The organism is Fimbriimonadaceae bacterium (genome assembly GCA_019638775.1).
Lineage (GTDB): Bacteria > Armatimonadota > Fimbriimonadia > Fimbriimonadales > Fimbriimonadaceae > JAHBTD01.
Map to the genome: position 1 here is coordinate 448835 of JAHBTD010000002.1, position 16495 is coordinate 465329.

The 16495-nt window shown below is 53.9% G+C and carries 14 protein-coding genes; 5 read left to right on the plus strand and 9 right to left on the minus strand.

What is annotated here, in order from left to right; all coding sequences use genetic code 11:
• Positions 1-158: 158 nt before the first annotated feature.
• Positions 159-605, minus strand: coding sequence for a ribosomal protein S18-alanine N-acetyltransferase (gene rimI / locus KF784_08280; protein MBX3119047.1), 447 nt, complete (start codon positions 603-605; stop codon positions 159-161).
• A 5-nt stretch (positions 606-610) separates the two neighbouring features.
• Entirely contained in the window at positions 611-1312 is a 702-nt protein-coding gene (locus KF784_08285) for an ABC transporter ATP-binding protein (protein ID MBX3119048.1), read from the minus strand.
• A gap of 177 nt (positions 1313-1489) precedes the next feature.
• Between KF784_08285 and glgP the strand changes: the two genes are divergently transcribed.
• The gene (gene glgP / locus KF784_08290; protein MBX3119049.1) at positions 1490-4063 is read left to right on the plus strand and encodes an alpha-glucan family phosphorylase; all 2574 of its coding nucleotides are present in this window, start codon (positions 1490-1492) and stop codon (positions 4061-4063) included.
• A gap of 68 nt (positions 4064-4131) precedes the next feature.
• Here the strand turns inward: glgP and KF784_08295 are convergent, their stop codons facing one another.
• A complete protein-coding gene (locus KF784_08295) occupies positions 4132-4536 on the minus strand; it encodes a hypothetical protein (GenBank protein MBX3119050.1) in 405 nt (134 codons plus the stop codon).
• Between the two features lie 587 nt (positions 4537-5123).
• On the opposite strand from KF784_08295, the gene KF784_08300 reads away from it, so the two are divergent.
• Both KF784_08300 and KF784_08305 read left to right on the plus strand, forming a co-directional pair.
• The gene (locus tag KF784_08300) at positions 5124-6872 is read left to right on the plus strand and encodes a hypothetical protein (GenBank protein ID MBX3119051.1); all 1749 of its coding nucleotides are present in this window, start codon (positions 5124-5126) and stop codon (positions 6870-6872) included.
• A 2-nt stretch (positions 6873-6874) separates the two neighbouring features.
• Positions 6875-7738, plus strand: coding sequence for a tetratricopeptide repeat protein (locus KF784_08305; GenBank protein MBX3119052.1), 864 nt, complete (start codon positions 6875-6877; stop codon positions 7736-7738).
• Positions 7739-7832: 94 nt separating this feature from the next.
• On the opposite strand, the gene KF784_08310 is transcribed toward KF784_08305, so the two are convergent.
• Positions 7833-8582 (minus strand): TerC family protein, encoded by a 750-nt coding sequence (locus KF784_08310; GenBank protein MBX3119053.1) that lies wholly within the window; start codon positions 8580-8582, stop codon positions 7833-7835.
• A 102-nt stretch (positions 8583-8684) separates the two neighbouring features.
• Entirely contained in the window at positions 8685-9566 is an 882-nt protein-coding gene (locus tag KF784_08315) for a mechanosensitive ion channel (GenBank protein ID MBX3119054.1), read from the minus strand.
• 271 nt (positions 9567-9837) lie between these two features.
• On the opposite strand from KF784_08315, the gene KF784_08320 reads away from it, so the two are divergent.
• Entirely contained in the window at positions 9838-10440 is a 603-nt protein-coding gene (locus KF784_08320; protein MBX3119055.1) for a helix-turn-helix transcriptional regulator, read from the plus strand.
• 88 nt (positions 10441-10528) lie between these two features.
• On the opposite strand, the gene KF784_08325 is transcribed toward KF784_08320, so the two are convergent.
• Both KF784_08325 and KF784_08330 read right to left on the minus strand, forming a co-directional pair.
• Positions 10529-11992, minus strand: coding sequence for a DUF4139 domain-containing protein (locus KF784_08325; GenBank protein ID MBX3119056.1), 1464 nt, complete (start codon positions 11990-11992; stop codon positions 10529-10531).
• A gap of 93 nt (positions 11993-12085) precedes the next feature.
• Complete coding sequence (locus KF784_08330) at positions 12086-12469, minus strand: hypothetical protein (protein ID MBX3119057.1); 384 nt, start codon at positions 12467-12469, stop codon at positions 12086-12088.
• Between the two features lie 126 nt (positions 12470-12595).
• Between KF784_08330 and KF784_08335 the strand changes: the two genes are divergently transcribed.
• Complete coding sequence (locus tag KF784_08335) at positions 12596-13666, plus strand: MBL fold metallo-hydrolase (GenBank protein ID MBX3119058.1); 1071 nt, start codon at positions 12596-12598, stop codon at positions 13664-13666.
• Positions 13667-13691: 25 nt separating this feature from the next.
• Here the strand turns inward: KF784_08335 and KF784_08340 are convergent, their stop codons facing one another.
• Together KF784_08340 and KF784_08345 are read right to left on the minus strand one after the other, a co-directional pair.
• On the minus strand, positions 13692-14672 hold the full coding sequence (locus KF784_08340; protein ID MBX3119059.1) for a hypothetical protein: 981 nt from the start codon (positions 14670-14672) through the stop codon (positions 13692-13694).
• A gap of 173 nt (positions 14673-14845) precedes the next feature.
• The gene (locus tag KF784_08345; GenBank protein MBX3119060.1) at positions 14846-16402 is read right to left on the minus strand and encodes an acyl-CoA dehydrogenase family protein; all 1557 of its coding nucleotides are present in this window, start codon (positions 16400-16402) and stop codon (positions 14846-14848) included.
• Between the last annotated feature and the right edge of the window lie 93 nt (positions 16403-16495).

Genomic DNA, 16495 nt, shown 5'->3' on the forward strand with positions numbered 1-16495 from the left:
TGGATTTTGGATTTTGGATTTTGGATTTTGGATTGGAAGTTCGAGATCAGAGATCGGAAGTCGGGAATCGAGATTCTATGGTACGGGATCAGATGTCTGTCAACTTCTCACTCCTTACGCTTCACGCCTCACGACCCACTATTCACGACTCATCATCCTCACATTTCGTGCAGCCACATGATCACGGCGTCTTCGTTGTTGTCGGGGTAGTACTTCTTTCGTGAGGCTGTCAGCACATAGCCGAGCTTTTCGTAAAGGTGAATCGCGGCTTGGTTGCTCGCACGGACCTCCAGAGTTGAGCAGATGGCCCCGCGCTGCTTCGACTCTTTGAGGATTTCACGCATGATCTTGAGGCCGATACCTTGCCCTCGATAGTCTTTGTGGACGGCGACGGTTGTGATGTGGGATTCATCGACGACGATCCATGCCCCGCCGTAGCCAACGACAGCAGCACCAATGAGGGCAACCGCAAAGACGCTTTGGGCGTTGGTGAGCTCGTTCTTGAAAGAGCGCTCCGACCAAGGTGCAGAATTGGCGTCCTTTTCGATCTCCAGGATCGCGGGAATGTGCTGGTCGGATAAAGGCTCGAAGCGTATAACCGCCATTGCGCTTAACCGCCCAGATAACACTCTTTGACTTTGGGATTTGTGAGCAAGGCTTTTCCGGTGTCGGCAAGGATGATGTTGCCGGTTTCCAAAACGTAGGCCCTGTGCGCGATCTCAAGCGCCTTATTTGCGTTCTGCTCCACGATGAGGACGGTGCATCCGTCTTTGTTTAGGTCAAGAACGATGCTAAAAATCTCACGGACGAGGTTAGGGGCAAGGCCAAGGCTTGGCTCATCAAGCAGCAAAAGCTGTGGGCGAGACATGAGGGCTCGACCAATGGCAAGCATCTGCTGCTCACCACCGCTAAGGGTCCCGGCATTCTGCTTGAAGCGCTCGCGGAGTCGGGGGAAGCGGGTCAAGACAGCTTCCATGTCGGGGCCGATGTTTGCATCTTTGCGAATGAACGAGCCGAGCTGTAGGTTCTCTTGAACCGACATGTTGGTGAAGATTCGGCGACCTTCGGGGCTTTGGCTAAGGCCAAGCTTTACGATCTCGTGCGGAGGTTTGGACGTGATGTCGGTGCCTTTGAAGTGGATGGAACCGGACTTAGCGCGCAGGAGACCGCTGATTGTGCGCAGGGTCGTGCTCTTTCCCGCTCCGTTTGAGCCGATGATGGCAACGATCTCACCCTGGTTGACCTCGATGTTGATCCCCATGAGGGCGTGAATGGCCCCGTAATACACGTTCAAGTCTTGAATCTTCAGCATAAGACAAGTGTGGTTCTACCCTAGAATGGGCTTGGCAAGGGCGTGAACAGGCGGCAACCAGCGCGGACGGCCTACACTTATTGCTGTAAGAATTACCGGGACAACCGCTCAGACGGATGCAAAGGTACATTGAATTCGAGCCGATAATAGGATCAGCGTGCAGGCGCTGCCACCACAATGAAACATCCCAAGTATGCCCAGTCGTTTGAAGTGATCCAGGAATTGCCGGAGAGCCTCCGTCAACTTTCGGCGCTTGCCTCTAACTTTCGTTGGACGTGGCACCACCCCACTCAGGAGCTTTTTAGGAGCATCGACAAGGATGTTTGGGAGAGGGTTGAGCATAACCCGGTTCAGCTTATCAACTCACTCTCGGCAGAGCGTTTGGATCGCTTGCAGCAAGATGCTTCGATATTGGCAGAGCTGAACTACTGCGCGGGCGACCTTCAGAAGTACTTGGATGAGGAGCCCTGGTTCGACAAGGCCTACCCCGGCAAGCGCGAGGAAACGCGAATCGCCTATTTTTGCGCGGAGTTTGGCATTTCCGAGTCTTTGCCGATCTATTCGGGCGGGCTTGGGGTTTTGGCGGGCGACCATTTGAAGGCAGCGAGCGATCTTGGCTTGCCGTTGGTCGGTGTGGGTTTGCTGTATTCACGGGGTTACTTCCGTCAGGTGCTTGGGGCGGACGGGTGGCAGCAGGAGCACTATCCTCAATACGATTTCTACCGGATGCCGCTAACTTTGATGCGTGGCGAGAATCAACAACCGCTACGGGTGGAGGTGGAGTTTCCCGACCGGACCATCGTTTGTCAGATTTGGCGGGCAGACGTAGGGCGCGTTCAGCTTTATCTGCTTGACAGCAACGTACTGGAGAATGCTCCGAGCGACCAAGAGATTACCGACACGCTTTATGGCGGCAATGAGGAGATGCGCATTGCTCAGGAGATGATTCTTGGTGTGGGTGGTATGCGCGCTCTGCGAGCAGTTGGCATTAACCCCACGGTTTGCCATATGAACGAGGGCCATGCGGGCTTTATGATCCTTGAGCGGATTCGCCAGTTCATGTCTGACAACCAGTGCGACTTTAAGACCGCGCGCAAGGTGATCGTTGGGAGCAGCGTTTTTACGACGCATACACCGGTTCCGGCAGGGTTTGACCTGTTCCCGTCTGATCTCCTTGAGCGATACACGGCGAGTGCGGTTAAGGCTCTGGGAATCTCGTTTGAGGAGTTTGTGGCATTTGGCGTGATGGACCCTGAGAACGAGGGTGAGAAGTTCAATATGGCATTGCTCGCCATCGAGAACAGCAACTACATCAATGGCGTTTCAAAACTTCACGCGAGCGTATCGCGCTCGATGTTCCAGCAGAAATGGCCCAACTATCCCGAAGATGAGACACCAATTGAGGCCGTTACGAACGGCATCCACACACTTACTTGGATCAGTCGGAGAATGGGTGAACTGTTTGACCGTTACCTTGACCCAAGTTGGCGTCGGCGACCGGAGTATGCTTCTTTGTGGGAGGGTGTGCTCGACATTCCCGATGCAGCGCTTTGGGAGGCGAGGGAGAATCAACGCGGTGATTTGGTTCGGAATGCCCGAGTGTGGCTGCAAAGGGCCCTTGAACATCGGGGGAGCGACCGTTCTGAACTGAGCGCATTTGATCAAATTCTTGATCCCCGATTCCTGACCATCGGCTTTGCGCGAAGGTTTGCGACTTACAAGCGTGCGACCTTGATGCTTTCTGATCCTGAGCGGTTGAAGAGGATTCTCTTTCACCCAGAAAGGCCAGTTCAAATTCTGGTCGCAGGAAAGAGCCATCCCCGTGACGATGGCGGAAAGAAGCTCATCCAGGATTTGTATCACTTCATCCGGGATGAGGGGACTTCGTCGCGCATCGTGTTCTTGGAGGATTACGATATGTCGGTGGCACGGTCTCTCGTACAGGGTGTCGATGTGTGGCTCAACAACCCGAGGCGCCCTCTGGAAGCAAGCGGTACGAGCGGAATGAAGGTTGTGCCGAACGGCGGCCTCAACTGCTCCGTACTCGACGGCTGGTGGGATGAGGGCTATATGCCGGGAGTCGGCTGGTCGATCGGCGAGCGCCGAGACTATTCTGACCAAGGGCAGCAAGACTTTTTCGACAGCCGTTCGCTCTATTGGCTTTTGGAGAATGAGATCGCACCGAAGTTCTATTCGAGGATGGGCTCAGAAGTTCCGACTGCGTGGATTCAGATGATCAAACGGTCGATCATGATTCTCGCACCTCAGTTCTGCACGGGGAGAATGGTATCGGATTATGGGCGACGATTCTATGTACCGGCGAGTGAGTGCTATGGCAACCTTGCGGGCAACGGAATGGAGCGAGCAAAATCAGCGATCCAATGGCAGGCAAAGGTCGATTCAGAGTGGGGGAAGGTACGCATTCATGAGGTTAACGACAATGCTCCCAGGAGGACGACAGTTGGGACCTCAATTCAGATTCAGGCAACGGTGGAACTTGGACCGTTTAGTCCTGATGAAGTCCGTGTCGAGGGTCTTGTTGGGGATGTTGGACCGAACCGCGATCTGATCAACATCGAGCCGTTGGTATTGGAAAGGATTGAGGGCGAAGGCAGCCGTCATACGTTCTTTGGCACGCTTTCCTGCTCGCAGTCCGGGCACAAAGGATATATCGTGCGTGTGAAGCCACATCATCCTGACGTTGTCATGCCGAATGAGGTTGGCGAGGTCACCTGGCAGAGCGGGCATTAGGGGAAAGGATGACAATGTAAAACGGACATCGAAAACTCGATGTCCGTTTCTGCTTGTTCTAAGTCTGCTTAGTAACGTCGTCGGTCTCCGCCGCCACCGCCACGGCCACCACGGTCTCCACCGCGACCACCGCCGCCGCCTCGACCACCACCTCCGCCGAAGCCGCCACGGTCTCCACCGCGACCACCGCCGCCTCCACCGCCGTAGCCTCCGCCACCACCACCGCCGAAGTCGCGTGGTCCGCGATCTTCGCGTGGGCGAGCTTCATTGACTACGAGGGCGCGTCCGCCAAGATCGGAGCCGTTCTTGGCTTCGATTGCAGCGTCCATCTGATCGTCTTCGACATCGACAAAGCCAAAACCACGGCCTTCGATGATTCGTGCAGAACTGGGCTGAAAATCAGCAAAGTGATCCATCAAATCCTGCTCGCCGGCTGTGTACGGCAGGTTGCCAACGTATAGGCGCTTGCTCATTCTATATTCTCCGGTCCGGTAGAAGCCGTAACTCTCTTTGCTGAAGCATCGCGGATGAACTGACCGGAGACGCTAACTAGGAGGCGATGCTTACCGCGACGCTGTACCTATTTTACCGGGTTCCTTGAAAAATGGTAGGTCATTTTTTGCATCGGTGAATCTGAGGACTTGTGCTTCGTGACGGCGGGTTTCTTCGGCTGAGCCAGAAGAGACGATGTAGGTTGTTTAGTTTGAGCTTGAAAGATCATTAGCCTGGAAAGCGAATCATGAAACGTTCTTCAAATGAACTGCATATTTGGAGCATATGAGCGGATTTGCAGAGTCTAAAGGGGGAGGTAGATTCAAGAAATCTAAAACACACAGCGGCAAGAAAGTCTTCACAAACCTGCCTTTGAGTGTATGTTTATTGAATCGTTAACAACCGATAATGAACCTGCAGGCAACTTTGACAGGTATCCTGTGCGGGGTTAGAGAGCGGTATGCGCGGCGCACGATTTGTATTTGCTATTTTTATCTTTCAGTTCGTTGTTTCAGCGAGCTGGGCCGCGACGGTGCGCGCAGAGGGCCCTACTGTTTTCGTCAATGAAATGCCGGTCATTACTTTTAAGGCGGGCAACACATCGGGTGACGCGACAGCCTTGCAGAAGGCGCTTCAAAAGTCTATCGGGTCCGGTTCTGTTAGCGTCTCAAAGACGAAAAAGGGCTGGTACATCCGAATTGGCAGCAAGACAGTTTTGGCGGTAGATGGCGCAGAAGCCTCGGCCTATAAGACGACGATCCCAGCGCTTGCGAATCAGTGGTCCGCACAGCTAAAAGAGGCGATCGCCTTGCCTGAACTACAACTGGACACAAGCCAGATTCGGATTACTGGCGGGATGACGAAGCCCGTTGCCGTTGTCGGCTCTTTGGCTTCGACGGCGACCATTGAAAGTTCAGATGAACAGATTGTCAAGGTGAGCCGAAAGACGGGCCAGATCATTCTAACCGGCGGCAACTACGGAAGCGCTGAAGTTGTGGTAGCGATCAAGAACAACATTCGGAGCATCCCGGTGCGTGTCGTCCCGATGGCAGCAAAGTTTCCGCAAACGTTCAGTGCGTTTGTGAGCGGTGGTCCTGCAACAACAGCGACTGTTCAAGGAGCGATTCGGACGGCGATTGAGAGCAATTTTAAGGCTGAGCCAGATGCGCGCTGGGTTTATCAAGTTCCGGAAGTTGGGCAAATCTTGACGGGCCAGGCTAAGTCCTACAATATCCGCATTCGAGCTTCGGGCTCGGAGAGCATGACGAACGAGGGTTTGGTCACCGTAACGGTTCGCAACGAGAACGTAGGCAAGATGCAGGAGTCAGAGCTCTGGTATTGCAACCACCCCGAGACTGTGAAGACCACAGGAACGCTCTTTGTTGCCGACCTCAAGAAGGGCGAGCCCGCTCGTTTGCTTTATCACCATATCAACAGTTCGACTTGGCCTTTGTTCTTCCGGGCTCGGATTTTGAACCTCTCCGATGAGCCAGCGCGGATCATGGTCATCCCTGGCGATAGCAGCCCGGAGAAGAACCCGGTTTTGGCGGGTATTCAGGCTGCGGAGCAGTTCGTCAAGAATTGGATTTATAGTTCGGGTGAGGTGATTATCGTTCCGCCGCGATCGTCGCTTCCACTGACCCTGCGTCGGTTTAACGTGAACGACACGGTGAGCGGGCTTTGTTCGCTGAAGATCGTGAGCGGCCCCCAAACGATGCAGGTGCGCGCCGATGCGATTTGGCCTTTTGCGCTGGATGCGCGATGGCAGGCTGCGCTTGCGAGTCCGACGCCTTGGCAGCAGGTTGGAATCATTCCGCTCGGCAACTCTGTGGAGCTTGAGACCCCAACGTCGGCTCATATCTATCCCAATCCGTTCAAGATCGAAACCGTTCAGTATGAGGTTGGGAAGGCCTACGGGTTCGTGAGACTTGGACAAAAGGCGATTCAGCGGGCAGACGGACTATCGAACCTCGATGGCAACTTTGGCGTGACCTACAAGATTGAAGCCAGACTGTCGAACTCGACGGACACGGCGACGGATGTTGAAGTCGTCTTTGAGGCGAGCGCGGGATATTCCGGAGCCTTGTTCGCGATGGGTGAGAGGGTTGTGCGAACTCCCCTTTTGCAGCCTAAAGAGGAGGTACGACTGATGAAGTACCGCCTCGAACCAGGAGCTTCGGAGCAGTTTTCGCTTACAACTGTGCCGCTCTCAGGCAGCAGCTACCCAGCAACTCTGAAGATTCGCCCGATCGACCGCATGAGCACAAGGTCGATTCGCGAGCTTGATATCCTGCTTGTGGACGTAAAATCCAAGTAAGCATGGAAGATCCTCGCAAAGTCATCAACGAACTGTTTGGCATTCTCGAAGACGACGTTCGTGACGTCAAGCCGGGAGTCGCCTCTACCAAGGTTGGGCGCGACGCTGACGAGAGCGCCGCACTTGGAGAGCAGTGTCTTGAAGACGGCGACTTTGATGCTGCGATCAAGCATTTTCAGAAGGCCCTTGAGCAGACACCCAACCCGGATGCAAAGGAGCATTTGAACCTGGCAGCGGCTTACGATGTCGCCGATAGGGAGGACGAAGCCATCACCGAGTACCAGCTCGCGCTTCGCGCTAACAAAGGCGCAACCGATGCGCAGGTTGGCGTCTCCGACATCCTCCGGAGAAACGCAAAGTTTCGGGAGTCCATCGAAAACCTCACCAGCGCCTCGAAGAAAGATTCGAAGAACCCTTTTCACTACTTTAAACTCGCGGAGGCATATCGGGAGATCAGGGAATACAAGCTGGCGGTGCGTGCAGCAGAACAAGCCGCTCAGATTGGCGAGACGGATCCGTTCTACTGGTTTTGGCTTGCAGATTTGCTGATCGAGTTGCGTCGGTTTGAGGATGCACTGCGGCCCATGAAGGAGGCGGTGGATAGATCCCCGGGAGACGATCACCTCTACTTACGAGCTTCGGTCGCGTTTTGGGGGGCAGGGAAGAAGGCAGAGGCGATTAAGAGCATGCGTCTTGCCAGTGAGCTTGACCCAGAAAACGCCTTCTACCTTGCCTTGATCGACCTCTATTCTCTGCACTCCGGCACGGCGTCTGACCTTGCGCTGAGTGGAGAACCGAAGCCGCTTGATCGGTACGACCAAGATAGGCTGGATCGGGTGGCAGAGTTCTTAGGGATTGGTAGATAGTCGCTGGGAGCTTGGCTCTGTGAGCTGGGAATGAGAGGCAGGGATAGAACTCTTCGGCTCCCAGCCCTTAGCTCTCAGCTCTCTATTCCAACTCCTACTCGATTGAAGGGTAGTTGTGTCGCAACTCCACGGGTTTTGACGACTTCTTTCTCAATCGGATGTTGAGCATCTCGACGATGATTGAGAACGCCATCGCAAAGTAGGTGTAGCCTTTTTCAATGTGTGCGCCGAAGCCTTCAGCGAGCAGATTTACACCGATGAGCACCAAGAACGCCAGCGCGAGCATTTTGACGGTTGGATGCGCGTCGATGAAGTTGCTGACCTTGGTGACAAAGGCGAGCATGAACAGGACTGAGATGATGACCGCGGCCATCATGACTTCGATGTACTGCACCATTCCAACGGCAGTGACGACCGAGTCGATAGAGAAGACGAGGTCGATGGCGAGGATTTGGAGGATAATGCTGAGCATCGTGCCTCCCTTTTTCACAGTTGCCGCTTCGTGCTCTTCGCCTTCAAGCTTGTTGTGGATTTCGTGAACGGCTTTGGCGATCAGGAAGATACCGCCGATGATCAGGATCAGATCGCGTCCGGAGATGCCCTTGCCAAAGACGTGCATGAACGGCTCACTCATGCGCATGATGAGGCCGATTGAGAACAGAAGGGCAATACGGGTAATGATAGCGAGGCCAAGGCCAAGCTTCCGCGCTCTGGGCTGCTGTTCCTTGGGCAGCTTGCCCGAAAGGATCGAGATAAAGACGATGTTATCTATGCCAAGGACGATTTCAAGGATAGTCAGCGTGAGCAAACCAATCCAGGCATTAGGATCCGATAGTAGTTGCATCGTAGATCAGGTGTGACACCGTAAAGACGAGGAGTGAGGCTTACAGGATGCAGTGAGGCCCAAGGATTTGGGCCTCTTCTTTCATTGCTGATGCGGCACGAACTACGATACGGCCACAGGCTCGGTATCGGAGGCTTGCATGCCGGGCATTTGGTGAATGTAGAGGTCGCGCTGCGGATAAGGGAAGACCACTCCATGTTTCGCAAACAACTCGGCGACCCGGTAGTTGTATGCGCTGAGAACGCGATTGGGGAACATCACTTCTGTGCTCTTTAAGTGGACTGAGAAGTTGATCGAGTTATCGCCGAATCCGCGCAAGTAGACCACTCGGTTTGCTTCTGGATTGACGTTTGCGAGGCCTTCTCCAGCTTCCAGCAGCAGTTTGGTCACCAATTCAAGGTCAGAGTTATAGTGGACACCGACCAGTATCTCGACCCAGCGCTCCTCGTTGTCGTGCGACCAGTTGATGAACTTGCTGCCGAGGATGCTTGCGTTGGGGAGAAACGCGGTCCCGTTTGCGGTTGTGATGATTTCGCAGGAATAGATCCCAATAGTAAGGATTCGCCCTGTTGTGTCTTCGACTGTGACAACGTCGCCCGGCTTGACCATACGCCCAAACATCATGATGAGACCGCTTAGAAAGTTCTTGGCAGCGTCTTGGAAGCCGAGACCGATACCAAGTCCAAGAGCGCCTGTAAAGACGGCGAGATCGCTGGTGCTTAGTCCAAGCTGTCCGAACGCCCAGACCACACCAAGTACAAGTGCAACGTAGTAAACGAGCGTTCCTGCGAGGGTTCGGGTGGAGTCATCGAGTGTGTGCACTCTTTTTAGGGAGCGGTTCACCAGTTTTCGTACCATTTTGGCGACGAAGAACACGATGATGGGGAGGAGGATAAGCTTGACGATAAACGCCGCTGTAAGAGTGAACCCCTCAATCTGCAAGATCGGACGGTTCAGCCAATCAGAAAAATTTTCCCAAGCCATAGGTGATTATACCGACCGAGGCTTAACCGGGCCGGGATAGGTTCAACTGGCGATCTCCGTCGGAATAAGTCTTTTGATGCAAAAGTTTGGATGAACTTAGCTTATTTGGAAACGTTTTTAGCAGTTGGGCCGTTTATTGATTCGGGCAGGCTGCATATGAGGGCAAGGAACTTATACGTATTCCAAAATGCACAAGGAATTAGAGCAGGGTGGGTTGAAACAACTTAATATGACACTCTTTCCTGGGCAAATAGACTTGATGGTTTTTGACTTGGATCAAGTTAAGGTTTTAGCTTCTGCCGTGAGGAACCGTGTGTATTGGTCCTTCACGGCTGAGGAACCGATCTCGGCATCTGACGTTTCGCGCGATTTGGGCAAGTCGGCGCAGACCATTCACTATCATGTGAACGAACTCCTTCGGGTCGGTCTGATCATTCCCGTGAGTACTCGCAAACGTCATGCACGCCTGGAGAAGCTCTTTGTCAGAACTGGGGTTCAAGTGCGTGATATGGGTGAGGATGGAACACCCGAGTACAACTTCTACCGACAGAAGGCATTCGCGGCGATGATGCGCACGATCACGCGTGAGAGTGCGATGATGTACGAATTGATGGAGCATGAGAAGTCTGTCCACGACTTTTCTGCCTATCTTCGTGTCGTCAAGCGGCTTTCTCGGTCGCAGGCCGATAGTTTTCGTAAGCGGATGGCGGATCTGCTGATAGAGATTTCACAAAGCAAGGCGAGCCCTGAAGAACCACAGGTTCACGTCGTGATGTGTATGCGACCGTCGACGGCTCAGAGTCGACATTGGGCGGACGAGTGGAACGTCGAGGTTGGGAAGATGGAGCCTGACGTTATTGATGCAGAAGAGTAAACCAGCTAGCAGCTATGAGTGAGTAGCTAGGGTACAGAGTGGGCGATCTTGGCAGATGACAGCAACCTGATCGCCCCACTTCCTAAATTTATCCCACGACGACTGTGTAGCTCAGCGTCTTCTTTTCTCCAGGATTCAGTTTGATTTTCCACTGAGCCATGCTCGCCGAGAGTCTTGTGCTCGGCTCAGATTCAGTGGTGATCTTCCAGATACCGCCGAAGTCTTGGACCAGTCTCAGTTCGACAGTGGTGTCCTTTTCGTTGAAGAGCTTTACCTCAAGCTGACGACTTACGGTTTTTTTGTCGATTCTCTTGACGGCAGTCTGCTTGGCAAGGGCGTAGAGGTCGAACACATTCGTCAAAGTTGCGTTTACGCGGGCATCCTTTTGGGTGTCGGAGATGCTTGCCGCGCCGATGTAGCGCATGTTGCCGTCCTTGTCAGGTTCGTAGACGCGCATTGATCCGCCGGGCAAGGGAAGTCCGAGGCCCGACTTCTCGTCGTTCGTGAAGTTTAGGGCGAGGGTTGCGGATAGGCGTTGGTCGGGGTTTCCGTAGAAGCCTTCTCGGTAGATGTAGGGCAGGCGGATGTTATAGTCGCGGATGATGGTGACTTTGTCGGCGCCCATCATGCGGACTCGGTTCATCTGATCCTGCTTGATGGTAGCGGTGGATTTGTAGGGGTAGGCGTAGAGTTCACCCATGGTTTCGGGGGCACCGAAGCTTTCACTTATCCGTTCCTTCCTAGCAAGGTCATTAGTAGCAAAGCCTCCTCCCCCAGTGGTGCTGCCCCATGAGGAACGGTTAGCCAGGACGCGATTTGGCGACCCTGCTACGAACTTGATGCTCGCGTTGGGGAAGTCTGTTCCAGTCATGTTCGTCACCGTGGCCCAGCATTCAAGGCCCATCGCTTCCACGCCGGGAACGAGGGTTGCGGTGTAATCGGCATGCCAGGATAGGCCGCCTGTAAGGTAGGTCACGCCCATCTTTGCCGTGGCGTTGGCCTTGCTCTCGATTTCGGCGGAAAGCTGAGGAATGGCGACGATTCCCGACCCGGTGGAGGCCTCGATAGTGGCGTTCGGGTTGACGATGAACTTGTCGCCAGCTTTTACGACAACGTTTCCAGGCTCAGCGACCTGTAAGATTCCGGTGATACGCTCGCTCTCTTTGCCGTTGTCGCCTCGATAGACGAGATCGATTTCCTTGCCGACGAAGCGCTCCAGGAGGCGTGCGCTGTTGCCAATCCCGATGTCGTAAGTGCTGGAAACGACCTGGGCGTCGGTCTTGTCGGGCCAGCTGAAGAGGACCGAATTCTGGTCGAGCATTTTGCTGACGTCTTGCAGGCCGACCTTAACCCGGCCTTGTTTGAGGTCGACGTCGCGCGTTTCGCGGACCATGCCAAAGTCGTTGGCGTAGACCAGAAGTTCGATCTGGCGAGGTCCGTTCTTGACGACCTCGGTTGAAGTTTGGGCATCGGCCTTGCTGCATCCCGGCATGAAGGTGGAGGCAAGGGCAAGAAGGATAAGGGGCGTGAGATTTAGGCGTGTTGTGGACATGAGAAGCTCCTCTTAATGAATAGGTGCTATTTGGCGGGGGATTTGTTCATCAATGGGAGTCGTTTCCAGCGATCGGCTATCAGCGATCCCAGATTATTGCTTCACCCAAGTTAGCGACCCTGTTCCGCCTGCGTCGGCCATTGACTTTCCATCCGCTGACACATCGAGCCCACGAGAGTTGGCTGCTCCACCGCTTGGGATAGCCATGCCATTCAAGTTCTCAATCATTAGGTTCACGTGGTTGCCTTCGACGGTGTATTTGCCTGTGGTTTGGGCTGAGCCTTGCTTCATGGTGAAGGTTCCGTCGGCTCGGAACTCGGCGGTGTACTCGCCTTCAGCCTTGGCCCTGCCATCGGTTAGCTCTCCCTTCCAATGTCCCGTTACTTCGGCAGGAGGAATCCTCGGTTTGCGAATTTCTTGAGAGCAGCCGAAAAGTGTTATGGTTAGAACAGCGCACACCAGCATGTACTTCTTCATGACTCAATCCTCAAAGTCGATCTTAGCCCAAGAAACAGAGCGACGGTTAAGGAATTCGTAGATACTTCATTTGCGATTGAGAATCCATTAGAATGGGTTCAGCGATAGCTTTGGGGTGGTGACTTCATGACAAGACCGATTCGACTCTTTTTGAGCGTTGTACTTTTTCTTTTCGTAAGCCTTGGATCCGCGTTTGAAGTAGGGCGGATGCGCGTGCATTGCATTAACGTTGGGCAAGGATCAGCCACGCTGCTTGAATTCAAATGTGGAGCGATGTTGGTTGACACTGGGGCGGGCAGCACGCAGGATGTCGATCATCTGATTTCGTATCTGGAGTGGTTCTTCAATCTACGTCCTGATTTGAATCGCACGCTTAAGGTCATGGCGCTAACGCACAGCCATAAGGATCACGCTTTGGGCTTGTTGCCCTTGGCTGAGAAGTTTACGGTCGAGAGATTTTTGTTCAACGGAGACGTGGTTGGTTCAGGCGCCTCATCTTTGAATAAGATCCTCCGGGCGGTCCGCGATGGCGACATCGCGACTGTCGTGCGAATTGTCGACGATCACCGAGTTACGACGCAAGGTACTGCTGACGGATACACAGATGCTGATGTTGATCCTTTGACTTGCGATGACTGCGACCCTCGGGTTCACGTGCTCGCAAGCAGCATGAGGGTGAACCCAGGCTGGCCTGTATCTGAATTTGAGAACCAGAACAATCACAGCATGGTCTTTCGAATTGCGCTTGGCGCATCGTCATTGCTGATTACGGGTGATGCGGAGGAGCATGAACTTGAGCTTTTGGAGATGCGGTACCTCTCTGGTGGTCCACTGGATAGCGACATCTTGGTTGTTGGTCACCACGGCTCTCGCAATGCGACAACACAATCCTTTCTTGACGCTGTAACGCCCAAGGCAGCGCTCATTTCGTGTGGCAAGTGGAATGAGGGCGAAGGGAGCAGCAATCCCTTCACAACTTGGCGCTATGGGCATCCGAATGTCGGGATTCTTGACCTATTGCAGGGGGCGATCAGCAGCACGAGGCCAAGGATCACGGTTAAGGCGGGGATAAAGTCGAAAGTGTTTACCGATTACACGGTGCGTAAACGCATATATTGCACGGCTTGGGATGGGAGTGTGGTGGTGGATGCGTATGAGAGTGGAACTATTTACGTCCGCAGGAATGTGGGGATGTAGCCTGTTTTGACGACTCACTCGTTGGTCATTGTCTGCGGACGAGGCCGATGGCAGGCAGTACTTCGTCAGCTGGCTGTGCCCACTTCCATTGGGTGCGAAAGTCCTCCCAGAATAGGTTGAACATCGGGTTATCTTCTTTTGAAGATTGTGTTAGCTGAATGACGTATCCCTTGCGCTGCGGGATTCTGAAGCCTTTGATTTGGTACCTAAGTTTTCCGCCGGTTGATCGTGGGCGTGCAGAGCGCGGCTCAATCTCAGCATCGACGACGATCCCTGTGATGCCAGGCATGGCTTTCATGAATCGCAGATGGAAGCTTGGATTATTAGCGTACTTCGTTACCACCGTTTCTATAGCGGTCATTTGATTCTTTTTGACGGGGGCTTTTGGGTCTAACTCTTGCTCCTTGGCAACGTCGGGCGAACGAGGGTCGAGTACTAGCATGTAGATATCAACTTTGTCGTCGAGGAGCTTTTGAATCGTGTCGGGGTTATTTTCAACCGTTCGAAAGGCGCTAAAGCCGGTAATGAGGACTGAGCTCTTTGCTTCGGCAATAAACTCTGTAGGAGGGGAAGCGTTCTTGTCGTCGCGACTGTCAATTCTTTCAATCGAGTACACGCCAAGTGCCTCTTCGGCTTGCGTTTTCGGCGTTTGTTTAACGCTCAGAAAGCCGAAATATGCGAGGGCCCAAGCTGCTCCGAAGCCGAACAGGAGATAAACGGCCTGACGCCATCCGATGAATCGTACGATATCACGTATCCACTTTTTGACATCAAACCCCCGGTCAATCGCATCGGCGATCTGTGCGGTAATGACTTCATCTCTTGTCGGTGCTTTCGTGTTTTCGACAGGCAGTTCCTGTGCGATTGTATCTGCTGATTGAATAGTCGGTGTTTCACCAATGTCGCTCATAGGTTTTGCCTGCCTGTGCTTTCTCGAATACAGTCTAATCGAACCGATAGAAGAACGCGACCACTTTCTTGTTTCTAACACATAGCCGATCTTCAACCGCTATTGAAATAGCAATTACGTTGGTCTTAAGAGGCTTGTGATGGTATTGAATGATAGCTCTAAAGCTATAGATAGTCCTTTGATGGTGCCAATCGGGTTCTTTCAAACCAGCCTTTGGTAGAGCATTACGGCCCTCTGTTTACTGGTTGACCCGTGGTATTGTTGTGCCGCTATATTGCGCCGAGGGCGTCCAGATCGACGGCTATGGGTTTGGGGAGACTGATCGCTTCTCCGGTTACCACCTGGAAAGCGGAAGCGGCCTGAACATTCAGCCAGTTGTGCGCTGATTTGTACAGCTCAGCATTCCTTCCGCCGGTTTGGACCGCTCTTAGCCGAGCAGACTGTTCTGCGTATTGCAGCATCAAGAGGTCGGAGAGGGCTCCTAGCCGAATCTGATCGGAGGGTTCGGTCCGGATCGCTTTTCCTGCAAGCTCGCTGATGAAACTGTCGTTGGCCGACTCCATGGAGGCCTTACCATCGCGGGCCCGGCGCATGAGGCGGTCGGCGAGGAAGAGCCGGTTGATTTCGTTCGTTCCTTCGTAGATACGGCTGACGCGGGCGTCGCGGTAGTGTCTGGCGATGGGGAATTCCTCGGTAAATCCGTAGCCACCGTAGCATTGGAGGGCTTCATCGACGATGAGCGCTTCAAGCTCGGTGGAGAGGACTTTGCAGGCGCTACATTCGACGGCGTACTCTTCGGCGGCGGCGCGGTTGCCGTCGATAGTTCCGCCCCAAGTATCGAAGGCGTGGTCGATCATCGCCCCAGTTCGGTAGATCATGGATTCGGCGATGTAGAACCAGGTGGCCATCATCGCAAACTTCTGGCGAATGAGGCCGAATTCGGAGATCGGCTTGCCGAACTGCTTTCGATCTTTGGCATACTCGGCGGCGATTTCCATCGCGTTTCGAGCCGGACCGATCGACATTGAGCTGAGCTTGAACCTTCCGAGATTTAGGGCGTTGAAGGCGACATGATGGCCCTTTCCAGGTTCGTATAAAAGGTTCTCAAGCGGGACTTCGGCGTTTTCCAACACGACTCTCGCGGTGCTGGAACCCTTGAGTCCCATCTTGTGCTCCTCGCGGGAGATATGGACGCCGGGAAAGTCACGCTCGACCAAGAAGGCGCTGAACTTGTCTCCGTCTATTTTGGCCATCACGAGGAAGAACTCGGCCCACATGGCGTTGGAAATCCACATCTTGGTGCCGTTCAAAATCCATTTGCCATCCTTGAGGTCGGCCCGAGTAGTGGCAGAGAGAGCGTCGGAGCCCGAGTTCGGTTCGCTAAGGCAGTAGGCGCCAATCCATTCACCGGAGATGAGCTTGGGGAGATACTTCTGTTTCTGCTCTTCGGCACCGAAGAGCGAAAGGCCAACCTGGCTGATGCCGGTGGTGACCCCGAACGTGACGCTAAACGATGCGTTCAGGCTCATGTATTCGAGAATTCGTGCGGCGAGGTTTTTGCCGAGCCCGAGGCCACCGTAGGCTTCTGGTGCGTCGACGCCCGTCAAGCCCAGTTCTCCGGCCTTGCGGATCAGCTCGGGCATCAGGCCGTCCTCCTGCTTGTCCAGCCTCTCCAGGTGTGGCATCACCTCGTTCCGCATGAACTGCTCCGCCGTCTGGATCATCAGCTGCTCGTCGGAGCCAAACTGCTCCACGGAAAAGATTGATTCGGGCGTTGAAGAGTAGAAGTCGCAGCCGGAGGGAACAGTTGATACAGGCGAACTCATTTAGGAAGGACCTCGACGACACTGTCGTGATGCATCATAGTATATTCCCATAGCGGGTTTATTCCCAGCCATCGGCAGAGAACCGATTTCGAT

Coding starts and splice junctions, on each gene's coding strand:
- KF784_08345 (MBX3119060.1), bottom strand. CDS start 16,402: ATGAGTTCGCCTGTATCAACTGTTCCCTCCGGCTGCGACTTCTACTCT.
- rimI (MBX3119047.1), bottom strand. CDS start 605: ATGGCGGTTATACGCTTCGAGCCTTTATCCGACCAGCACATTCCCGCG.
- KF784_08285 (MBX3119048.1), bottom strand. CDS start 1,312: ATGCTGAAGATTCAAGACTTGAACGTGTATTACGGGGCCATTCACGCC.
- KF784_08310 (MBX3119053.1), bottom strand. CDS start 8,582: ATGCAACTACTATCGGATCCTAATGCCTGGATTGGTTTGCTCACGCTG.
- KF784_08325 (MBX3119056.1), bottom strand. CDS start 11,992: ATGTCCACAACACGCCTAAATCTCACGCCCCTTATCCTTCTTGCCCTT.
- glgP (MBX3119049.1), top strand. CDS start 1,490: ATGAAACATCCCAAGTATGCCCAGTCGTTTGAAGTGATCCAGGAATTG.
- KF784_08330 (MBX3119057.1), bottom strand. CDS start 12,469: ATGAAGAAGTACATGCTGGTGTGCGCTGTTCTAACCATAACACTTTTC.
- KF784_08305 (MBX3119052.1), top strand. CDS start 6,875: ATGGAAGATCCTCGCAAAGTCATCAACGAACTGTTTGGCATTCTCGAA.
- KF784_08335 (MBX3119058.1), top strand. CDS start 12,596: ATGACAAGACCGATTCGACTCTTTTTGAGCGTTGTACTTTTTCTTTTC.
- KF784_08300 (MBX3119051.1), top strand. CDS start 5,124: ATGCCGGTCATTACTTTTAAGGCGGGCAACACATCGGGTGACGCGACA.
- KF784_08315 (MBX3119054.1), bottom strand. CDS start 9,566: ATGGCTTGGGAAAATTTTTCTGATTGGCTGAACCGTCCGATCTTGCAG.
- KF784_08295 (MBX3119050.1), bottom strand. CDS start 4,536: ATGAGCAAGCGCCTATACGTTGGCAACCTGCCGTACACAGCCGGCGAG.